Below are 20,602 nucleotides of genomic sequence, written 5' to 3'. Positions count from 1 at the left end.
ACACAGGAAACTCTCAACACGGGAAGCCCTCAATGACCGAGATTGCGTTCTATCATGTCGATGCCTTCACAGATGTCGCCTTCGGCGGCAATCCGGCGGGGATTTGTCCGTTGGACGCTTGGCTGCCGAGCGAAACCATGCAGGCCATCGCCTTTGAGAACAACCTCTCGGAGACGGCGTTCTTCGTGGCCAACGCCACCGGCTATCATCTGCGCTGGTTCACCCCGAAGATCGAGGTGTCGCTCTGCGGCCACGCGACCCTGGCCAGCGCCTATGTGATCGCTAGGCACATCAACCCGGGCGTCGAGAAAGTGCTTTTCGATTCCGCCAGCGGGCCCCTGCTGGTCACCCGCCGCGGCGAGGTCTTCACCTTGGATTTTCCGGTCAGCCGGCCTGAGCCTTTTGACGACAAAGGCGCCGTGTTCGAGGCTCTGGGCGTGCAGCCGCAAGCGGTCCTGAAGGCAGGGAAGATGATGGCCGTCCTGGCCGACGAAACGGCGGTGCGTGACGTCGAACCGCATCTGGAAAGGGTGTCGCGCCTGCCCGCCGACGGTCTGATCGTGACCGCGCCCGGCGACGACTGCGATTTCGTGTCGCGCTTTTTCGCCCCCCATGCCGGTATCCCCGAAGATCCCGTCACCGGCTCGGCGCATTGTGTGCTGACGCCCTACTGGGCCGAAAGGCTGGGCAAAACGGTGATGGAGGCGCGGCAGATTTCCGCAAGAGGCGGCAAACTGACGGTCGAGGACCGGGGTGAGCGGGTGTTGCTGTCCGGACGGGTGACCCCCTATCTCGAAGGGCGCATTCGCGTGTAAACTGCTGCCGGATTGGCAGAAACAACATGCGAAAGGAGCGCTATGAGCAAGGACCTGAAAGCCCCTGCGCTGGATCCCATGAGCCTTGAGCCGCGCCTGGGCTCCGGCTATCCCGCCCCTTTTCGCGATGCCTGCGGCGCGCGGGAGAAGCGCGCGCTGGGCGATCCCCTGGGCCTCACCCGCTACGGCGTCAACCTGGTGCGCCTGCCGCCGGGGGCGGCCTCCGCGCAGCGCCACTGGCATAGCCACGAGGATGAGTTCGTCTATGTGCTGGAGGGCGCGCTGGTGCTTGTCAGCGATGCCGGCGAGCAGAACCTGACGGCGGGCATGGCGGCGGGCTTTCCGGCCGGGCGCGAGGACGGCCATCAACTGGTGAACCGCAGTGATGCCTGGGCGGCCTATCTGGAGATCGGCGACCGGTCGGATTCCGACGAAGTGCACTATCCCGACATCGATCTGTTCCTGCCGGCGGCGAAGGACGGTAATCAAATCTTCCACCGCAAGAACGGCGAACCCTACGAATGACCGGCGTGCAATTCCCCGGCGTTCAGATCGGCCCGGCCGGGCCGGACGACATGGACCTGGTGCGCGCGATCTTTCGCGAATACGCCGGCTGGCTGCAGGTCGACTATTGTCTTCAGGATTTCGAAGCGGAACTGGCCGGCCTGCCGGGGGACTATGCGCCGCCGGGGGGCGGGCTCTGGCTGGCCTGGGTGGACGGCGAACCGGCCGGCTGTGTCGGCTATCGCCCTCTGGCGCCCCAGATTTGCGAGATGAAGCGGCTTTGGGTGCGTGAAGGCTATCGCGGACGCAGGCTCGGGCGCCGCCTGGCCGAGACCGCGCTGCACGCGGCGCGGGCGGCGGGCTACAAGCAGATGTCGCTGGAGACCCTCGGCTTCATGGCCGAAGCGCGCCGGCTTTACGCCAGCCTGGGGTTTGCCGAAACGTCGCGGACCGGGAACCCGGAGGATGACGTGCGGCTTCTTGAACGCGATCTGACCGCCCCGGTCACAGCCTGATCCAACACCCTTCGACAGAACGCCAATTGCAAGAGAGGTGCACCGCGGTGCAGGAGCTTTACTTCGACGATTTCGAAACCGGCCAGCAGTTCCACAGCAAGGGCGCGACCCTCAGCGAAACACAGATCCTCGACTTCGCGCTGCTCTACGATCCTCAGCCCTTTCATCTGGATAAAGAAGCTGCCGCCGAGGGGCCGTTCAACGGCCTCATCGCCTCGGGCTTCCAGACCCTGTCCCTGGCGTTTCGCCTGTTCTATCAGGCCAACGTCATCAATGCCTGTTCCATGGGCTCACCCGGCTTCGACGAACTGCGCTGGCTCAGGCCGGTCAGGCCGGGCGACACGCTGCGGGTCGCCGGCAAGGTGAAGGAGATGCGTCCTTCGCGTTCCAAACCCGACCGCGGCACCCTGCTGATGGACTACACCGTCACCAACCAGGACGGCCAGCCGGTGATGACCTTCACCGCTATCCATATCCTTGCAAGGAAAGCATCCTAGATCAGGAACACCGGGACCAGCGCCGAGAGGAAGGGGCTGAGCAGCGCCACCACGTCTTTCAGTAGTTTAACCTGACGGGCAGCCGCGCTCTCGCCGGTCGCCGCGGGCGTCCCGGCTTCGCCGGCGGCCAGGTGTTTCAGGTAGGCGACGCAGGGCAGATAGGCCAGCACCAGGCAGAGGGAAAAGACGATCCCCCAGTAGAGACCGATCCCCTGGCCGAGGTGGGTGATGGTGATGAAGGCGGCGGAGTCTTCCGCCAGGCCCGCCGTCGGCCAGGTCAGCCAGGCGGCCATGGTGATGACGATGGAGACCAGCACCGCCGCCGCCGCCAGCAGCAATTCATGAAGATCGGCGCGGCGCGCCTGCAGCGATATCGCCCGGCCCTGTATCTGTTCGTAGGTTGCCCCGATGCCGGCGCGCGCGGCCAGGGCGAGGACAAGGGCGACGGTGGCGGCGGAGAAGAGGGCGTTCACCAACTGGCGGATTTCCGCAAAGGTCGTCGCCACCGCGATGCCGCCGACGGTCCAGCGGCCGAGGGTCGGCTCAAGAATTGGCACCTGCAGTACTTCGCGGGAAACGTCCGAGAGGGTCGCGACCAGGGCGGTGACGAAGGCCAGGCCGACCAGGGCGATGAGCAGCCGGCGGCGCAGCGGCGCGGCCTCCTTCAGGATCTTGGTGACCGCCAGCAGCGTGGCGCCGACAGCGGCGAAGAGAGCGACGACCACACTGGCGATCCAGGCAAGGCGCGCGTGCAGCGCCTCGGCGCGCAGTGTCGCGTCGCCGGGCGCCGGCAGCAGCCCGTCCAGCAGGTTGTCGGGGATATCCGCATTCATCGCCCGGAAGAACCCGGCCGCCCCGGTGATCAGCAGAATCTCCGCCCCGACCAGGAAGGCGGCGAAGAGAACGGGCCGTTGAAGACCTGATGCGGAAGGGTCGGCGGACGCTGTCATGACGACGAAGTCTAGCGCTACATGACCTGGCGCGTCGTGGTTATTGGCCTGCGCAGGAGAGGTATTGCGACACTCAGCTTTCAGCATGACTTGGCTGTCGGGTCTGTGCTGTTGGATTCCTGTCTCTCCGGTCAAGTTTTCTAACTGCGACGCTTTGGCGCCGGAAAGCGGCGGATGGGTAATTGACGCGGTGCAGCATAGTGCTAGTATCCCGCCGCGCGCGTCCCGGAATTCCAGGTCAAAAGTGAGTTCGGGGCGCTTTTGCCTCTGAAGCGGGGACCGGACGGATCTTCCGCATGAGCGACTGACAGATCAAACCTAGGAGCAGTGCTATGAACGCCGCCCGCCCGGCCACACGGCCTGGTAATCCCAACTTTTCCTCGGGTCCCTGCGCGAAGCGGCCCGGCTGGTCCCTCTCGGGCCTTGGCGATGCGGCGTTGGGTCGATCTCATCGGGCGAAAATCGGTAAGGCCAAGCTGGCCGAGGTGATCGAGCGTTCCAAGGCGCTGCTCGGCCTGCCGGCGGACTATCGCCTGGGCATTGTCCCGGCCTCCGACACCGGGGCGGTGGAGATGGCCATGTGGTCGCTGCTCGGCCCGCGCGGCGTCGACGTGCTGGCCTGGGAAAGCTTCGGCAAGGGCTGGGCGACGGATGCCCAGAAGCAGTTGAAGCTGGATGACCTGCGAGTGCTGGAAGCCGACTATGGCGAATTGCCGGACCTCGGCCAGATCGGCGCCGACCGCGATGTGGTCTTCCCCTGGAACGGCACCACCTCCGGCGTGAAACTGCCCGACGGCGACTGGATCGCCGCCGACCGCGAGGGGCTGACGATCTGCGACGCCACCTCGGCGGCCTTCGCGATGGAGCTGCCGGCCGGCAAGCTCGACGTCATCACCTGGTCCTGGCAGAAAGTGCTGGGCGGCGAGGCGGCCCACGGCATGCTGGCGCTCTCGCCGTGCGCTGTCGAGCGGCTGGAGTCCTTCACGCCGGATCGCGCCTTGCCGAAGATCTTCCGCCTGACCAAGGGCGGCAAGCTGATCGAGGGCATCTTCAAGGGCGAGACCATCAACACCCCCTCCATGCTGGCGGTGGAAGACGCGCTGGACGGTCTGCGCTGGGCCGAGGAGATCGGCGGCCTGCCGGCCCTGATCGCGCGCTCCCAAGCCAACCTGCAGGCGGTGGAGGCTTGGGTCGCCCAGTCGTCTTGGGCGGATTTCCTGGCGGGGCGGGCGGAAACCCGCTCCTCCACCTCGATCTGCCTGAAGATCGTCGACCCCTGGTTCCTGGCGCTGGACGGTGCCGGGCAATCCACCGCGGCCAAGCGCATCGCGACCCTGCTGGAGGAAGAGGGCATCGCCTTCGACATCGGCGGCTATCGCGACGCGCCGGTGGGGCTGCGTCTCTGGGGCGGCTCGACGGTCGAGGCGTCCGACATGCAGGCGCTGCTGCCCTGGCTCGATTGGGCTTACGGCCTTGTGAAATCGGAGAAGGCGGCGGCCTGATCCGCGTTCTTCCCGGCACCATTTCGTGAGACAACAACGGCGCGCCCCCCAGCTTCCGATGAATTGGGTGAAATTGGCGCACCGCGAAGAGAGGTTTAGACAGAGATGCCCAAGGTCCTTATTTCAGACAAGTTGAGCCCGCGTGCGGCGGAGATTTTCCGCGAGCGCGGCATCGAGACGGATGTCGATACCGGGCTCGCGCCCGAGGAACTGAAAGCGAAGATCGGCGCCTACGACGGCCTTGCCATCCGCTCCGCCACCAAGGCGACGGCGGAGATCATCGCTGCTGCGGACAACCTGAAGGTCATCGGCCGCGCCGGCATCGGCGTCGACAATGTCGATATCCCGGCGGCGACGGGCCGGGGCATCGTGGTGATGAACACGCCGCACGGCAATTCCATCACTACCGCCGAACACACCATTGCGATGATGTTCGCTTCGGCCCGGCAGATCCCCGCCGCCGACCGCTCGACCCACGCCGGCAAGTGGGAGAAGTCGCGCTTCATGGGCACCGAGCTGACCGGCAAGGTGTTGGGCGTCATCGGCTGCGGCAACATCGGCTCCATCGTCGTCGAGCGGGCCCAGGGCCTGCGCATGCGGGTTATCGCCTTCGATCCTTTCCTCTCGCCGGACCGGGCCGAAGACCTTGATATCGAAAAGGTCGAGTTGGATGAGCTGCTGGCGCGCGCCGACATCATCACCTTGCACGTACCGATGACCGACCAGACCCGCGGCATCATCGATGCGGCGGCCCTGGCCAAGACCAAACCGGGCGTGCGCATCATCAACTGCGCGCGCGGCGGTCTGGTGGTGGAAGAGGATCTGAAGGCCGCCATCGAATCCGGTCATGTCGCCGGCGCGGCCTTCGACGTCTTCGCCAAGGAGCCGGCCAAAGAAAACGTGCTCTTCGGAATGGAGCAGGTGGTGGCGACCCCGCACCTGGGCGCCGCGACGGCCGAGGCGCAGGAGAAGGTTGCCCTGCAGGTTGCCGAGCAGATGGCCGATTACCTGCTCACCGGCGCCGTCACCAACGCGCTCAACATGCCCTCCCTCTCGGCGGAGGAGGCCAAGCGCCTGGGCCCCTATATGCAGCTCGCCGAACAGCTCGGCAGCTTTGCCGGTCAGTTGACCCGCACCGGCCTGACCTCGGCCCGCATCGAGTACGAAGGCGATGTCGCCCATCTGAACACCCGGCCGCTGACTCAGGTGATGCTCTGTGGGTTGCTGCAGCCGATGCTGGATACGGTGAACATGGTCAACGCGCCGATCGTCGCGCGTGAGCGCGACATCGACGTCGCCGAGGTGAAGCATGAGCGGGATTGCGACTACCAGACGCTCATTCGTCTGACTGTGACGACCGAGCGCGGCGAGCGCTGCGTCGCCGGCACTCTCTTCGGCAGCGACAAGCCGCGGCTGGTGGAGGTAAAGGGCATCTCCGTCGAGGCCACCCTGACACCGCACATGCTCTACATCACCAACGAGGACAAGCCCGGTTTCATCGGCGCCCTCGGTACGACGCTGGGCGATGGCGGGGTGAACATCGCCACCTTCCACCTCGGCCGTGCCGAGCGGGGGTCCGACGCCATTGCCCTGCTGGAGCTGGATGAGGCGATTCCCGCCGATGTCCTGGGGAAGGTGCGCGCTCTGCCGCATACCAAGCAGGCCGAGGCGCTGCGCTTCTAGGGGGGGTCGTGAAGTCCCTCGGTCTTTCGCTGCTGATCCTGGCGGTGCTCGCAGTTGGCGGCGCTGCCCGGGCCGAGAATCTTGAGGATCTGGGTTTCCGTCCTTTGATCGGCGAGGCGGCGCGGGAGATCGCGATCGAGGTTCGCCCGGTGATCCGTCCGGAGAACGCGTTGCCCGACGGGCATCCCGCCCTGGGTTCGGGTGCGATTGCCGAAGTCTGGCTGACGGAGCCGACGGATCGCTACGGCCACGCGGTTCTGGGCGACGGCATTGAGGCCGGCGGCCTGCTGGTCCGGCTGGCCGATGGCAACGAAGTCAGTCTCTCTCTACCGGAAGACCAGGTCTTCGAGGACCTGCAGCCGCGCCTGGCCGATCTCGACGGCGACGGTGCGATGGAGATCCTCGTCGTGCGCTCCTCGCAGAGCAGCGGCGCGGTGTTGACGGCCTATGGTGTGGTTGATGGAACGCTGCAGCTTGTCGCCAAGGGGCCGGAACGCTTGACGGCCTTTCGCTGGCTTAATCCAGTGGGGGTTGCCGACTTCGACGGCGACGGCACCCTGGAAGTTGCCTATGTGGAGACGCCGCACATCGGCGGGGTGTTACGAGTCCTTGCTCTGCGTGACGGGCGATTGGCACAGGAGGCTGAGGCTTCCGGGTTTTCCAATCACTTCATCGGTTCGCGCGCGCTGGGCCTTTCCGCCGTCCTGGATGTCGATGAGGATGGGCTGCCGGAGATTCTGCTGCCTGATGCGCGCCGCCAGGCGCTGCGTGTGATGGGGTTTGTCGATGGCGAACTGCGTGAGCGCGCGGTTCATCCGCTGGACACGGAAATCGTCGGCGATTTCCTTCTGGAGGATCTGGACGGCAACGGTCTGGAGGGCGTGATCGTTCCCTTGAAGCGCGGCCGTGAACTTCGTCTCTACAGATAAACGGACAGGGGCCTAGAGCGGGCTCTGTCCCGAAACAGCATCCTCACTGCTATGCAGGCTGCGATGCGCCAGGACCGCGATGCGGCGCACCGCGATCATCGAGAGGATGACCGCCAGGATGAAGACGTAGAGCCCGGCATGGATCTCGACGTCGGAGATCAGCGACAGCTTGATCACCACCACCAGCAGGGCGGCCACGAAAACATCCAGCATCGACCAGCGGCCCAGGGTTTCGATCCAGCCGAGGGCGCGCCGGACCCGGGGGTCTTCGACGTTCAGCCGGCTCCAGGCGACGTAGGCCAGGAGCAGCTTGCCGACCGGCAGCACCACGGTGAAGAGGACGATCACCAGAAAGAGTACGTAGTCGCCACTGTCCAGCAGCCGGAAGGCGCCGGTCATGATGGAAACCTCGTCGTAGAAAACCAGCAGTGTACGAACGGTCATGACCGGCAGCAGCCAGCCGGCCAGCAGGGCGGCGGCGGCGGCGAGGATGAGCAGGCCCAGAAAACGGTCGGGCCCGCGGCTGCCGGCGGCCAGTGTGGCGGGTTTGGAGAATCTGGGGATCAAGGGCTTGGCGATCGTCATCTGCGGTCCGTGGGTGTCGCTGGAGTCTATCCGACCCGACAGCTTGCAGCCAGCCTTGTAGGCCATGGAAAGTAAAAGGTTTTCGGAGGTTTCCGGGGGTGCCCGCCGGTTACGGCCGGTGGATTTCTATTTGCCCGCCGGGGCCTGGGCTGCTAACAGAAGGCGGAAGCGGGGCCCTACACGGGCACGACCGCTTCCATGCTTGCCCATGGAACCGGACCGCACTTCCCCGAAGACCTGCTGACATGACAGAAAACGCCGAAAAGGGCCTTTTGCCGGCTGGCCTGCAGGATGTCTTGGCGCCCTTGGCGGCCCATGAATCCGCCAATGTCGAACGGCTTATCGCCTGCTTCCAATCGCACAGCTACGATCGGGTAAAGCCGCCGTTACTGGAGTTTGAGGAAGCGCTGCTGACCGGCGCGGGCGCAGCCCTTGCCGGTCAGACGTTTCGTCTGATGGACCCGGTCAGCCAGCGCATGATGGGCCTGCGCGCCGATATGACGCCCCAGGTCGCGCGGATCGCCACCAGCCGCCTGAAGAACGCGCCGCGCCCGCTGCGGCTGTGTTACGGCGGCCAGGTGCTGCAGGTACGCGGCAGCCAGTTGCGACCGGAGCGCCAGTTCGCCCAGGCCGGCGTTGAGCTGATCGGCCCTTCGGAGGAGGCAAGCGACGCCGAGGTCATTCTGCTGGCGATCGATTCCCTGACCGCTTTGGGCGTTGCCGAGCTTTCGGTTGATCTCAACCTGCCGCCCCTCGTCGGCTCGCTGGCGGCGGATCTGGGGCTTGCGGCGGACCAGGTGCTGTCTCTACGCCAGGCTCTGGACCGCAAGGACTCAGCGGCCGTCGCAAGGCTTGCCGGCGCGCAGGCGGCACTCTTTCACGCGCTTCTGCAATCGGCCGGGCCGGCTGAAGCGGCGCTGGCGGCGCTCAAGAAGCTGGCCCTGCCCGGCGGCGCCATGCTGGAGGTCGAAAGGCTGGCCTCCGTTGTTGATCTGATCCGGGCGGCGGCGCCCCAGGCGCGGCTGACCATCGATCCGGTCGAGCACCGCGGCTTTGAGTACCAGACCGGCATCAGTTTCATTCTCTTCGCCAAGGGCGTGCGGGGCGAGCTTGGCCGCGGCGGGCGCTATCAGGCGACGGGACCGGGCGGCGCACAGGAGTCGTCGACCGGCTTCACGCTTTACATGGATACCGTTCTGCGGGCGATTCCGGCGCCGCAGCCACAGCGTCGGATTTTTCTGCCCTTCGGAACGCCGGCGGCGAAGGCGCGGGAGCTGCGCGACGCGGGCTGGGCAACCCTGGCCGGCCTGACCGCCGGAGAGGGTGCCGAGAGCGAGGCGCAGCGGCTCGGCTGCAGCCACCTGCTGCGCAGTGACGCGATCATCGAGATAAAGGACTGATAGAGTATGGCAAACGTGGTCGTCGTCGGCTCCCAATGGGGGGACGAGGGGAAGGGTAAGATCGTCGATTGGCTGTCCGAGCGCGCCGATGTGGTGGTGCGCTTCCAGGGTGGTCACAACGCCGGCCACACCCTGGTGGTCGGCAACGAGGTCTACAAGCTCTCGCTGCTGCCGTCGGGCGTCGTGCGCCAGAACAAGCTGTCGATTATCGGCAACGGCGTGGTGGTCGATCCCTGGGCGCTGGTAGAGGAAATCGACAGGCTGCGTGCCCAGGGCGTCGAGGTCACGCCGGAGTTCCTGAAAATTGCCGAAGGGGCGACGCTGATCCTGCCGATGCACGGCGCGGTCGACCGTGCGCGCGAGGCGCTGAGAGGCGAGGGCAAGCTGGGGACGACGGGCCGGGGTATCGGACCGGCCTATGAGGACAAGGCCGGCCGCCGTGCCGTGCGCTTCTGCGATCTTTCCGACCCGACGCTGCTGCGTCAGCGGGTCGATGATCTGCTGCTGCACAACAACGCCTTGCTGCGTGGTCTGGGCCAGCCGGAGTTCACCGCCGAGGAGGTGGTGAACGGGTTGCTCGCGCTGGCGCCGCGCATCCTGCCCTTTGCCGACCGGGTCTGGCAGCGCCTTGACGAAGCGAAGCGTTCGGGCCGGCGGATCCTCTTTGAGGGTGCGCAGGGCGCCATGCTCGATGTCGATCACGGCACCTATCCCTTCGTGACCTCCTCCAACACCGTGGCCGGCAACGCGGCGACCGGATCCGGGACCGGGCCGGACACCATCGACTTCGTCCTGGGCATCACCAAGGCTTACACCACGCGGGTCGGGTCGGGGCCCTTTCCGACGGAACTGAACGACGAAACCGGCGAGCTGCTGGGTGAAAGAGGCCACGAGTTCGGCGTGGTGACCGGCCGCAAGCGCCGCTGCGGCTGGTTCGACGCCGTCATGGTCCGCCAGGCGGCGAAGATCGGCGGAATTACCGGGATCGCCCTGACCAAGCTGGATGTACTCGACGGCATGGAAGAGTTGAAGGTCTGTATCGGTTATGAGATCGACGGTGAAAAGCGCGACTATCTGCCCGCTCTGCAGTCACGTCAGGCGCGGGTGACGCCGGTTTACGAGACAATTCCCGGTTGGGCGGAAAGCACCCGCGGCGCCCGTTCCTGGGTGGATCTGCCGGCGGCAGCCGTCAAGTACATCCGCCGCCTGGAGGAGCTGATTGAGGTGCCGGTTGCTTTGCTCTCTACCTCACCGGAGCGCGACGACACTATTCTGGTTCGCGATCCTTTCGCCGACTGATTCCTTATCGGGGGGCGGCGCCGGACGATTTAGGACAGCCTGCCCAGGAAACCTCTATATTTCGGCGTTCTCCGAGCCCCGACCTTAACGAACTCTTTGCCTTATTTCGCTTAACTATATGGATGAGGGCGGGTTGAACAGCCCTGTCCTGTAGAAACCATCAGGTTAGTTGCGGGAATGAGCGGTCAAACCGAGGATAAAGGGCAGGGTGCCGAAAACGGCGGTGGCATTGTTATGCTGGCCGATCGCTATCGTCTGCGCCCTGAATCGGCCCTCACTGACCTGAACTCACCGGGCGTCCAGGCTTTCTCTGCAACCGATGAAAAGGGCACGCCCCGGCCGCTCTTCGCGCTGGTCTGCCGCCAGGGTATTGCGGCGCGAACGGATGTCCTGGCGCAGTTCTCGCGTTTCCGCAGGATGCCGATGATGAACCCGGTGCGCCACGGCGTCGTCTACTGGCCGCCGGCCCGCGCCCGCCGCTTTGTCATCGTCTTCGAACAACCCTCCGGCGAGCGCGTCCTTGCCGACTCGGGCGCCACGATAGAACCCTGGCGCGAAGACCGCGTGGTGCGCTCTGTCGTGCAGCCTCTGTTGCCCATGTTCAAGGAACTGGGCGACCGTAAGCTCAGCCATCGCTCGATCCGGGCGGACAATCTCTTCTTTGCCGATCCCAGCCGTGAATCGGTGGTCGTGGGTGAGTGCTTCAGTGGGCCACCGGGCCTGGCACAGCCCCATTACTACGAACCCATCGACAGTGCCATGGCGATGCCGGAGGGGCGCGGCGCAGGCACCCCGGCCGACGACTTCTATGCGCTGGGTGTCATGATGCTGGTTCTGCTCTGCGGCGGGAACCCGGTGGCGGATCTCAGTGAGGATCAGGTCGTTGAGAACAAAATCAGCAAGGGGTCTTACGCGGCGCTGGTGCGCAATACGCGTCTCTCCCTGCCGATGGTTGAGGTGCTGCGCGGTCTGCTCTGCGACGACCCGGAGCAGCGCTGGCAGTACGACGATTTGAACATGTGGTTGAATGGCCGTCATCTCAGCCCGAAGCAGGCGCTTCTGCCGCCGAAGGCTGCGCGTGTTTTTGAGTTCGATGAGGTTGAGTATGTGAATGCCCCGGCACTGTCGCATGCACTCGGCAGCGAGTGGGACAAAGCGCTTTTGGTCATCAAGAAGAAAGATCTTGAGAGCTGGGTCCGGCGTTCGCTGGGTGACGATCTACAAGCCGATGCAGTGCGTCAATCCAGCCAAGCGGCGATTGGCGCAGCGGGTGGGCGCGGTTCGGGCGAGGATCGTCTGCTCTCACGTGTTCTGATGGCACTGGATCAGCGTGCACCGCTTCGATACAAGACGGTTTCCGCAAGGCTGGACGGCTTGGCTCAGGCCTTTGCCGTGACCTATCAGGATAAGGATAAGCGGCAGATGTTTTCGGAGATCTTCACCCAGCGGCTGCCGCAGCTCTGGATCGAGAATCAGCCGATCCTGACCCCTGAACTATCGATCCTGCGGCGCCTCTATGACACCGTCGCCCTGACACTGTCCAAACCACGCATCGGTTACGGTCTGGAAAAAGCGCTCTACACGAGTAATCACGGTTGGCCTTGCCAAAGTCCGCTTCTGCAAAACGATTATGTCGCCGAACTGGAGGATCTCTTGCCCGCGCTTGAACGTGTCGCCCAGCAGGGAAAGACTGAGCGATGCCCGGTCGACAAGCATATCGCCGGGTTCATCTCGGCAAGGATGAAGGGCTCTATCGAGCAGGCCCTGGGTGAGCTGGGGAACCCGGAGAAACCTTCGGTCTTCAACCTTGGTGTCCTGCGCCTTCTGGCGGAGGTGCAGCGCGCGGCCTCGCCGACCCCGACCCCCTATCTGGCGGCCTGGTGCGTAGCGCTGCTGAAGCCGGTCGTCGAGGGTTTCCGCAATCGTACGCGCCGCGAGCAGATGGCAGACATGGCGATGCGGCTGGCCGGCCAGGGCAACCTGACCACGCTTCTGGCCCTGATCGACGACCCGAACCGCAAGGCCGCAGACGAGCAGGGGTTCAGAAATGCCAAGAGGGATTTTGCGGCTCTTGTCGAACAGGCCAACTGGCTGCGTGGCGGCGGTATGACCTCGCCGGCGATCGTCAAGCGCCATGCCCGCGAAGCCTCAAGTATCGTCTCTTCCGTGGTCGCCGGGGTCGCCGTGCTGGGCATCGCCCTGGCCGCGGTCATTTAGCGAGAGACCCTGATGGCAAAGGCGGCGAAATCCAACAAGGTGGCCAAGGGGCGGCGCCCGGCTATGAAGCCCTGGGCCAAGATCCTGATCTTCATCGTATTGTTTCCCTTCGCCGCTTTGCTTTTGCCGACCACCTTGGTCTTCGCGACAATGATGGCGCCTACCTGGGTCGCCTACATAACCGACCGATCCAGCGAGAAGCACCTGGCGATCACCGTGGGGCTGCTGAATTTCAGCGGCACGTTACCGGCCATCATTGAGCTTTGGTCGCGCGGCCAAAGCCATAACGCGGCCATGATGCTGATCTCCGACGTTTTTGTCTGGGCGATCGCCTATGGCGCCGCCATGGCGGGATGGGTTCTGTTCGGCTTCATGCCTTCGCTGATCGGCAGTTACTTCAAGATGACGACCGAGAGCCGCATCCGGAACCTCGCACAGCATCAAAAAAACCTCATCGATGAATGGGGCCATGCCGTTGCCGAGGGTGCGGGCTTGAACCCGCTGCGTGACGAGTTGGATGCCGATGAGGATGCAGGGCCGGAGCCGGAAGGCGACGACCCTGTCGAAGTCAGCGAAGCGCAGGTCGTTCAACCCGCCGAAGCAGGTTAGCGTCGCGGGTTGACGGCGATCGCTCGGCCCCAGTGTCAAACCCGGGTGTCAGACAGGCGCGGCCTTATCCAAACAATCGGACTCCGCCCTGGACCAGGTGAATCTGCTCTATCCGTTTGATGTCGATCGGATTCACATGTTTCATCGGCACTCCGAAGTGGTTCCGATAAAACATGATCCGACCTAGTTGACGGCGAGCCGCTCTTCAATAGCCGCATTGCGGATGGCCCGCTGCAACTTCTCGAACGCGCGTACTTCAATCTGGCGCACGCGTTCACGGCTGATGCCATACTCCTGGGACAAATCCTCCAGCGTTGTCGGATTGTCCTTCAGGCGGCGCTCCTCAAGGATGCGCCTTTCCCGCTCGTTCAGATTGGCCATTGCCGCCTTCAGCAGGGTGCGGCGTTTGCCGAGTTCTTCCGATTCCGCAAGCAGGCTTTCCTGGTCCTCGCTATCGTCCACCAACCAGTCCTGCCATTCGCCGTCGCCGTCGATACGCAGCGGCGCATTCAGCGAGTGATCGGGGGCGGCAAGCCTGCGGTTCATGGAAACCACATCCTGCTCGGGCACGCCCAGCGTCTCGGCAATCTTGGACACGTTCTCCGGGTGCAGATCGCCCTCTTCCATGGCCTTCAACTGCCCCTTCAGCTTGCGCAGGTTGAAGAACAGTTTCTTCTGGGACGCCGTCGTGCCCATCTTCACCAGGGACCAGGAATGCAGGATGTATTCCTGGATCGCGGCGCGAATCCACCACATGGCATAGGTCGCCAGACGGAAGCCCCGCTCCGGATCGAAGCGCTTTACGGCCTGCATCATGCCGACGTTGCCCTCGGAAATCAGCTCCGACAGCGGCAGGCCGTAACCGCGGTAGCCCATGGCAATCTTGGCGACCAGACGCAGGTGAGAAGTGACGAGCTGATGCGCGGACTGGGTGTCGCCGCGCTCGCGCCAGGCCTTGGCCAGCATGTACTCCTGGTTCTGCTCCAGCATCGGGAACTTGCGAATCTCCTGCAGGTAGCCGGAAAGGTTACCTTCAGGGACGAGAACCGGAACTTTTGCTGCGGACATGGCGTACTCCAGGCTTCGCGGAAGAGGCGAAAAGAAGGGTCACTATAAAATCTATTTGTGTAACGGCACTGGCCAAAAAACAGGGTTTTTGACAGCCCTGGGTGCCGGCTTTACCGAGTATAGCATGGAACCCCCCTTACGCGGATATATGACCGATCATGTCATATATATTTGGAACTATTCCAAACAATTGATCAACTCACACATATCATGTGGTAATTGACTGTCAAATTGCAAGACACCGTGCTTCACAGGATGGTGAAACCCCAGGCTCTTGGCGTGAAGCGCCTGGCGGGCCAGGGCGGCGAGGGCGGTCTGCGCGCCCGCGGGCAGCGATCCGATCCGCTTGCTGCTGCCGCGCCCGTAAACAGGATCCCCCAGCAGGCCATGGCCGGCTTCGGTCATATGCACGCGGATCTGATGCGTGCGGCCGGTCTTGAGGCGGCACTCGACCTCGCTGACGGCGCCGTTCCGGAACGAGCGCAGAACCTGGTATCCGGTTTCTGCCGGGCGGCCGCCGCGCTTCAGAACCGCCATTTTCTTGCGGTTTCTGGGGCTGCGGCCAATGTTGCCGCTCAGGCTGCCCCGGGTCGGAGAGGGGCGGCCCCAGACCAGCCCCCGGTAGGATCGCTCGATGCTGCGGGCGGCAAACTGCTCGACCAGCCCGCGGTGGGCGGCGGCGCTCTTGGCCGCCACCATCAGCCCGGAGGTGTCCTTGTCCAGCCGGTGGACAATGCCGGGGCGGCGCTCACCGCCGATGCCGGTCAGGCTCTCGCCGCAGTGCGCGATCAGGGCATTCACCAGGGTATGGTCGGGGTTTCCCGGTGCCGGATGCACCACCAGCCCGGCGGGTTTGTTCAGCACGATCAGGTCCTCGTCCTCGAAAACAATATCCAGCGGGATGGCCTGGGCCACCGGCGCCGCTTCGACAACTTCGGGGATAATGATGGCGAAAGTTTGGCCGACCTTCACCTTGGCGGCGGCGCTGGTGACCGCGGTGCCATCCAGGCTGACCAGGCCGCCGTCGATCAGTGCCTTGATGCGGTTTCGTGAGAACTGGGGCAGGGCGTCAGCCAGCACCCGGTCGAGCCGCCGGCCCGCCGGCCCCTCGGCCACGGTTACTTCATGTCGCTCTTGACCCTTTTGCCCGGCCATGCTTCCTCGCTCCTCTGAACGCCCAATAAGCCCGAGGCCCCATCCGATGCAAGCTTTGAAACTCCTCGTCATTTTCATGGCCGTCCTGATTCTGGCCGGCATGGGGCTTCTCGCCTATGGTCTGGTCACAAGAGTGGCCGAGGGTGACGGCGGAGGGGGCTTTGCGGCGGTCGACGTGCCTCTGCCCGACGGCTGCAGCATCGCCGAGACAGCGGTCGCCGAAAATCGCCTGATTCTGCGCTTCGAAGGCCTGGCGGAGCGCGGTTGCCAGCAGGTGGTGGTGGTCGACATGACCACGGGCAAGGTCCTGGGTCAGGTCCGTGGCGTGCCGGGGGCGCCATAGCGGGCTGCTGCGAACGGAGAAACACGATGAGTAATTTCGCATCCGACAATGTGACCGGCATCTCGCCGGCGATCATGGCGGCCCTGGAGCAGGCCAACAGCGGCAGCGAGATGCCCTACGGCGAGGACACCGTGACCCGCCGCCTGACGGCGCAGGTCTCCGAGCTGTTCGAACGGGACTGCGCGGTCTTTCCGGTGGCGACCGGCTCTGCAGCCAACTCCCTGGCCTTGGCAAGCCTGGTGCCGCGCTACGGCGCGGTCTACTGCCACCGCGAGGCCCACATCAACGTGGATGAATGCGGCGGGCCGGAGTTCTTCACCGGCGGTGCCAAACTGGTGGTGCTCGACGGTCCTGCGGCCAAGATCGATGCGGCCGCCGTGGAGGCTGCGATCGATGGTGCCGGCGACGTGCATCGGGTGCAGCCGGCAGCGATCTCCATCACCCAGGCCAGTGAGCTGGGGGCGGTCTACCGACCCGATGAGGTTGCCGCCCTGGCCGCCGTCGCACAGCGCCACGGCCTGGCCTTTCACATGGATGGTGCGCGTTTTGCCAATGCGCTGGCCAGCCTTGGCTGCCGCCCGGCGGAGATTACCTGGCGCGCCGGGATCGATGTGCTGACCCTGGGGGCGACGAAGAACGGCGCCATGGCGGCGGAGGCGGTGATCTTCTTTTCACCCGATAAGGCCGGTGACTTCGAATACCTGCGCAAGCGCGGCGGGCACCTGTTTTCCAAGATGCGTTTCGTCTCCGCCCAACTCGAAGCCTATCTCACCGAGGATCACTGGCTCGATAATGCGCGCCACGCCAACGCCCAGGCCGCGCGTCTCGCCGAAGGGCTGGGCGCCCTGCCGGGCATCCGCCTGCAGGCGCCGGTGCAGGCCAACGAGCTTTTCCTGGCGCTGCCCGACCCGGTGATCAAAGGCCTGGAGGCCCGGGGCTTTGAATTCTATAGCTGGGGTGCGTCGGGGGCACAGCAGATCCGCCTGGTTGCCGCCTTCAACACCCGGCCCGAAGACGTCGAGGCCTTCATCGCCGCCGCCGCCGAGTTGACCGGTGCGACAGCCGCCCGCGAGAGCGCCTGAGCATGACGCCGAAGCCTGAATCTGACGAGGGGCCTGAGCCCGCTGAGCCGAAGGCACCCTATGCCGCCGAACCGCAGTGGCTGGCCTGGGCGCGGCGGCTGCAGGCGCTGTCACAAAGCGGGCTGCACTACTGCGACGACGTTTTCGACCGGGAGCGCTACGACGAAGTTGCCCGCATCGCTGCCGCGATCATGGCCGGCCACAGCGAGGCGACGGCCGCACAGGTCGAGCGCTTTTTCAGCGAAGAGGTCGGCTATGCCACCCCCAAGACCGACCTGCGCGCCGTGGTGCTGCGCGACGGCAAGCTGCTGCTGGTGCGTGAGCGCAGCGACGGCCTCTGGTCGCTGCCCGGCGGTTGGGCCGATGTCGGCGAAACACCGGCCGCCTGCGTTGAAAAGGAAGTGCTGGAGGAGACCGGCTTTCGCAGCCGCGCGGTGAAGCTGCTGGCGCTTTATGACCAGCGCAAGCGCGGCGCCAAGCCCCATCCGCTGCATTCCTACAAGGCCTTCTTCCGCTGTGAGATCATCGACGGTGCGGCCCGGCCCAGTATCGAAACCTCCGAGGTCGATTTCTTCGCCGAGGACGCCCTGCCGGACCTTTCGACCGGGCGGGTGACGGCCGAGCAGCTGGCCCGCATGTTCGCGCATCACCGCAACCCGGACTGGCCCACCGATTTCGATTGAGCCGGCGTTCGACGGAGCCCGGCGGCGCGAACGCGGTGGCGGGCCCGGCCCCTGCTGCCCAGCCTCCCCGGGGCGCGGCGATCGGGGCTTGCCTTCACCTAATTCTTGGGCTACACCACCCGCCTTCCGGCCATTGGTCCCCTTCGTCTAGTGGCCTAGGACGCCGCCCTCTCACGGCGGAAACAGGGGTTCGACTCCCCTAGGGGACGCCAATCAAATCAAATAGTTAGCGCTTCCAACGCTTGGAGTGCCCTAATCATTTAGGGCGTTTTTTAGGGAGTATGGCTGTATAGGGTATTGCCTGTGCCGGATATGGGGCGAAGCGGCGTGGAGGCGTGCCAGGGAAGTGGCTTTCGGGGATACGTCTCTATAAGACGATCAGCTTCATTAGCCGCCACGTTTCCGTCAACAGCAGCTATTCATCGTCTTGGGTGATTGGGCGTGCATGCATGGTGTCCAGACGGATCAGATGCAGGCGCTGGAATGATTCCCATACGTTTTCTTCGCGCTGGAAGAAAGCGCTGAAGACCTCTCGCCAATTGTCTCTCCTGCAAACAATGAGGTGGTAGTCAGTGAAGTCGGCATAGGCGATTAGCGGCTGTCCCCCCGCGACCGGCGTTCTCGGCAGCCCGCTTACTCTTCTTCTTCTGCCATCGATCGTATAAGTTGGGTGGCAATCGGCGCTTCGGCCACTTTGCATCAACTCCCTGGTCATGTGGTAGTCGATAAATCGGCGAATATACGCCTCCAGCTGCATCTGCCTGTTGTCGGCGTCGTTGGTGCGGCGTAGGGCAAATTCCTCGTCGTCGTCTTCGGCAGAGAGGGTACCGGCTCGCAGTAGGTTTTCATTATCGGCGGCGACTCCCGACGCAGCTCGGCGATCTCGAGACTTCCCTGGAAGGCAGGCGGAGGAAGGTCAGTCAATGCCGGATCGAAACCGAGGCCGACATAAAAATCCGCACGGGCGGCCAAATCGATAAAGATGTCCTGCGGCCACGTGATTGGGTCGCGCCAGTCACCTAAGCCAATGCGGAGGACTTCGCTTACATCAAGATCGAAGGTGGGCAGCGATGGAATGATTGCTCAAGGAAGCGCTTGGTTCTTGCGTCATTGAGCCGACCGACCACCCAGTTACTGCGACTGCGCTCTATTATGCGCCAAGCGGCGGCGGCAGGCTTTAACTCCGAGATTTGGCAACCTCAACCGAACCGATTAAGGTTTGTTGATTTACTTGATTGCTTGACTCAAGGGGAGAGAATCGGGCGATGGAAATCAGGGAGTCTTTTCTAGGCTGCATAGAGTCGATTTATCGCTCTTCCCTTCGTCCGGAAGGGCGCTGGGTAGAGCCGCTTGACCGCATTGCACAGGAGATGGGTGCCAGAGGTAGCACGCTCTTTGTCTTCGACCCGCGCCATGCCGAAGCCTCGGCAACCGCATTCTCGAGTATCTATCCGGATCCTGAGAGCGCAGCCTGGAGGTACTGGGAAGAGAACATCAGTCAAGCCGACGAGCCGGGCTATAAGGCTCTGGCGGCAAAGCAGCCCATCGGATTTTTTAGTGACACCGAACTGCTTGGGATCGAAACTGATGCAGAGCACAAGTCCCACCTCAGCGTGCGCTATACTATGGCCGTTTATGGCACACAGCACCGTGCAGTAACCCGTCTCAGCCGGCACGGTGCGTGGCTCGATATGTTTGCGGTGCAATACGCCTGCGGGCGTGGGGCCATGACTGCAGAAGAGGCGCAGATAGGTGCGCTGCTGGCACCGCATCTGGCCAAGGCGGTCGAGATGCAGCGCAACTTCGCCATCCTGCAAAGCCGCTTCGAGAGTGTGATTCAGGCGCTTGACCACTTTCAGGTCGGCATTGCGATCCTGGGGATCGATGGCTCGCGCGTCATTGCCAACAGTTTCGCCGAGATGATGTTCAGCGACCGCGATGGTGTTTTTCTGGATGCCTCGGGAAGACTTGCGGCCTGGAACAGAGACGAGAGCGGGACCCTGAGGGCGGCTGTGATCAAAGCCGCGCGAACGGCGGCGGGTACCGGGCGAGAGGCTGAATGCCTGCTGGCGGTAAGGCGACGCTCGGGCTCCGATCCCTATCTTGTCTCGGTCTCGCCCGTCGGCGATGACGGCCGTGCCTTGGACCCAGGCTTTGCGGGCGCCCTGGTAACGATCATCGACCCTTGCCACAAACCTTCGATCTCAACGCTTGGGATGCAGGAGGTCTTTGGCCTGACCAAGAGTGAAGCCGCAGTTTGCGGTTTACTGGCGGAAGGCAAAAAGACTGAGGACATTGCGGAGATGAGAGCTCTCCAGCTGGAGACCGTGCGAAGCTATGTGAAGATCATACTCGCAAAGACCAAGACCCACAGCCGCGCCGATCTGGTGCGTTTGGCCGTGCTTCTCAACCCGCCGGTGGACCTCTGACAAAGCCTTCACCGAGAACAAAACCTCGCACGAGTCCGTGTCAAGGGCTGCGGCAAAGCCAGCGAATGCTTCTTAAAGGGACTCTGGTTTAAAAAGCCTTAGGTTGTTTTAGCCATGGCAATAATAACCTTTGCTTAAGTAGTTTTAGTATCGACCTACTCCACTTTCAGCAGCGCACCCCCCAGATGGGGGATGCCTCAACTTTGCTCTCCTTGCAAGGATACCCATAGGGGCGGTCGATGATCAGCGAAGCTTTGGAATCTCCTTCCGCAATCGGGTCAGGATGGGGTTCCGGCGGGCCGCCCCTTGGTGTTTTTACCAGGTATAGGGGTGAGGC

At 63.9% G+C, this 20,602-nt stretch carries 20 protein-coding genes and 1 tRNA gene; 16 read left to right on the top strand and 5 right to left on the bottom strand.

The window, feature by feature from the left end; genetic code table 11:
- Positions 1–32 precede the first annotated feature (32 nt).
- From HBA54_RS17935 to HBA54_RS17920, 4 genes are read left to right on the top strand one after another with little or no spacing between them, the layout of a single operon-like run.
- The gene (locus HBA54_RS17935; RefSeq protein WP_167227131.1) at positions 33–815 is read left to right on the top strand and encodes a PhzF family phenazine biosynthesis protein; all 783 of its coding nucleotides are present in this window, start codon (positions 33–35) and stop codon (positions 813–815) included.
- Between the two features lie 42 nt (positions 816–857).
- Positions 858–1,340, top strand: a complete 483-nt coding sequence (locus tag HBA54_RS17930) for a cupin domain-containing protein (protein ID WP_167227129.1) — start codon at positions 858–860, stop codon at positions 1,338–1,340.
- Positions 1,337–1,834: a GNAT family N-acetyltransferase gene (locus HBA54_RS17925; RefSeq protein ID WP_167227128.1), complete on the top strand. Its 498-nt coding sequence runs from the start codon at positions 1,337–1,339 to the stop codon at positions 1,832–1,834. Before HBA54_RS17930 ends, HBA54_RS17925 begins: the two co-directional genes overlap by 4 nt.
- 47 nt (positions 1,835–1,881) lie before the next feature.
- Complete coding sequence (locus HBA54_RS17920) at positions 1,882–2,331, top strand: MaoC family dehydratase (RefSeq protein WP_167227126.1); 450 nt, start codon at positions 1,882–1,884, stop codon at positions 2,329–2,331.
- Here the strand turns inward: HBA54_RS17920 and HBA54_RS17915 are convergent.
- The gene (locus tag HBA54_RS17915; RefSeq protein ID WP_167227124.1) at positions 2,328–3,281 is read right to left on the bottom strand and encodes a hypothetical protein; all 954 of its coding nucleotides are present in this window, start codon (positions 3,279–3,281) and stop codon (positions 2,328–2,330) included. The genes HBA54_RS17920 and HBA54_RS17915 overlap by 4 nt on opposite strands.
- A 332-nt stretch (positions 3,282–3,613) precedes the next feature.
- On the opposite strand from HBA54_RS17915, the gene HBA54_RS17910 reads away from it, so the two are divergent.
- The 3 genes from HBA54_RS17910 to HBA54_RS29150 all read left to right on the top strand — a co-directional run bounded on the left by HBA54_RS17910 (position 3,614) and on the right by HBA54_RS29150 (position 7,395).
- Entirely contained in the window at positions 3,614–4,783 is a 1,170-nt protein-coding gene (locus tag HBA54_RS17910) for a phosphoserine transaminase (RefSeq protein WP_167227122.1), read from the top strand.
- A 105-nt stretch (positions 4,784–4,888) separates the two neighbouring features.
- Positions 4,889–6,466, top strand: coding sequence for a phosphoglycerate dehydrogenase (serA, locus tag HBA54_RS17905; RefSeq protein ID WP_167227120.1), 1,578 nt, complete (start codon positions 4,889–4,891; stop codon positions 6,464–6,466).
- 8 nt (positions 6,467–6,474) lie between these two features.
- On the top strand, positions 6,475–7,395 hold the full coding sequence (locus tag HBA54_RS29150) for an FG-GAP repeat domain-containing protein (RefSeq protein ID WP_167227118.1): 921 nt from the start codon (positions 6,475–6,477) through the stop codon (positions 7,393–7,395).
- Between the two features lie 12 nt (positions 7,396–7,407).
- Here HBA54_RS29150 and HBA54_RS17895 read toward each other — a convergent pair whose 3' ends face one another.
- Positions 7,408–8,046 (bottom strand): paraquat-inducible protein A, encoded by a 639-nt coding sequence (locus HBA54_RS17895; protein WP_167227116.1) that lies wholly within the window; start codon positions 8,044–8,046, stop codon positions 7,408–7,410.
- Positions 8,047–8,225: 179 nt separating this feature from the next.
- Here HBA54_RS17895 and HBA54_RS17890 point away from each other — a divergent pair, with 179 nt between their 5' ends.
- The 4 genes from HBA54_RS17890 (at position 8,226) to HBA54_RS17875 (ending at position 13,505) form a co-directional block, all read left to right on the top strand.
- A complete protein-coding gene (locus tag HBA54_RS17890; protein WP_167227114.1) occupies positions 8,226–9,380 on the top strand; it encodes an ATP phosphoribosyltransferase regulatory subunit in 1,155 nt (384 codons plus the stop codon).
- A 6-nt stretch (positions 9,381–9,386) separates the two neighbouring features.
- A complete protein-coding gene (locus HBA54_RS17885) occupies positions 9,387–10,679 on the top strand; it encodes an adenylosuccinate synthase (protein ID WP_167227112.1) in 1,293 nt (430 codons plus the stop codon).
- Between the two features lie 177 nt (positions 10,680–10,856).
- Complete coding sequence (locus tag HBA54_RS17880) at positions 10,857–12,896, top strand: protein kinase family protein (RefSeq protein ID WP_167227110.1); 2,040 nt, start codon at positions 10,857–10,859, stop codon at positions 12,894–12,896.
- Between the two features lie 12 nt (positions 12,897–12,908).
- On the top strand, positions 12,909–13,505 hold the full coding sequence (locus tag HBA54_RS17875) for a Voldacs domain-containing protein (RefSeq protein WP_167227108.1): 597 nt from the start codon (positions 12,909–12,911) through the stop codon (positions 13,503–13,505).
- A 183-nt stretch (positions 13,506–13,688) separates the two neighbouring features.
- Here the strand turns inward: HBA54_RS17875 and rpoH are convergent, their stop codons facing one another.
- Together rpoH and HBA54_RS17865 are read right to left on the bottom strand one after the other, a co-directional pair.
- The gene (gene rpoH, locus HBA54_RS17870; RefSeq protein ID WP_167227106.1) at positions 13,689–14,573 is read right to left on the bottom strand and encodes an RNA polymerase sigma factor RpoH; all 885 of its coding nucleotides are present in this window, start codon (positions 14,571–14,573) and stop codon (positions 13,689–13,691) included.
- 177 nt (positions 14,574–14,750) lie between these two features.
- A complete protein-coding gene (locus HBA54_RS17865) occupies positions 14,751–15,728 on the bottom strand; it encodes an RluA family pseudouridine synthase (RefSeq protein WP_167227104.1) in 978 nt (325 codons plus the stop codon).
- Between the two features lie 46 nt (positions 15,729–15,774).
- Between HBA54_RS17865 and HBA54_RS17860 the strand changes: the two genes are divergently transcribed.
- From HBA54_RS17860 to HBA54_RS17845, 4 genes are all read left to right on the top strand, one after another.
- A complete protein-coding gene (locus HBA54_RS17860) occupies positions 15,775–16,071 on the top strand; it encodes a hypothetical protein (RefSeq protein ID WP_167227102.1) in 297 nt (98 codons plus the stop codon).
- Positions 16,072–16,097: 26 nt separating this feature from the next.
- Positions 16,098–17,153, top strand: a complete 1,056-nt coding sequence (locus HBA54_RS17855) for a threonine aldolase family protein (RefSeq protein ID WP_167227100.1) — start codon at positions 16,098–16,100, stop codon at positions 17,151–17,153.
- Positions 17,154–17,155: 2 nt separating this feature from the next.
- A complete protein-coding gene (locus HBA54_RS17850) occupies positions 17,156–17,836 on the top strand; it encodes an NUDIX hydrolase (protein WP_167227098.1) in 681 nt (226 codons plus the stop codon).
- 136 nt (positions 17,837–17,972) lie between these two features.
- Positions 17,973–18,048 (top strand) — tRNA-Glu (locus tag HBA54_RS17845).
- 203 nt (positions 18,049–18,251) lie between these two features.
- Here the strand turns inward: HBA54_RS17845 and HBA54_RS17840 are convergent.
- Positions 18,252–18,593 carry a hypothetical protein gene (locus tag HBA54_RS17840; RefSeq protein WP_167227096.1) on the bottom strand — a complete coding sequence of 114 codons (342 nt, stop codon included), beginning with the start codon at positions 18,591–18,593 and terminating at the stop codon, positions 18,252–18,254.
- Between the two features lie 508 nt (positions 18,594–19,101).
- Between HBA54_RS17840 and HBA54_RS17835 the strand changes: the two genes are divergently transcribed.
- Positions 19,102–20,265, top strand: a complete 1,164-nt coding sequence (locus HBA54_RS17835; RefSeq protein ID WP_167227094.1) for a helix-turn-helix transcriptional regulator — start codon at positions 19,102–19,104, stop codon at positions 20,263–20,265.
- Positions 20,266–20,602 lie beyond the last annotated feature (337 nt).

Source organism: Pelagibius litoralis (genome assembly GCF_011683915.1).
Taxonomy (GTDB): domain Bacteria; phylum Pseudomonadota; class Alphaproteobacteria; order Kiloniellales; family Kiloniellaceae; genus Pelagibius; species Pelagibius litoralis.
Note: the sequence above shows the minus strand (reverse complement) of the source record. Positions and strands in the feature narration are given on the sequence as shown.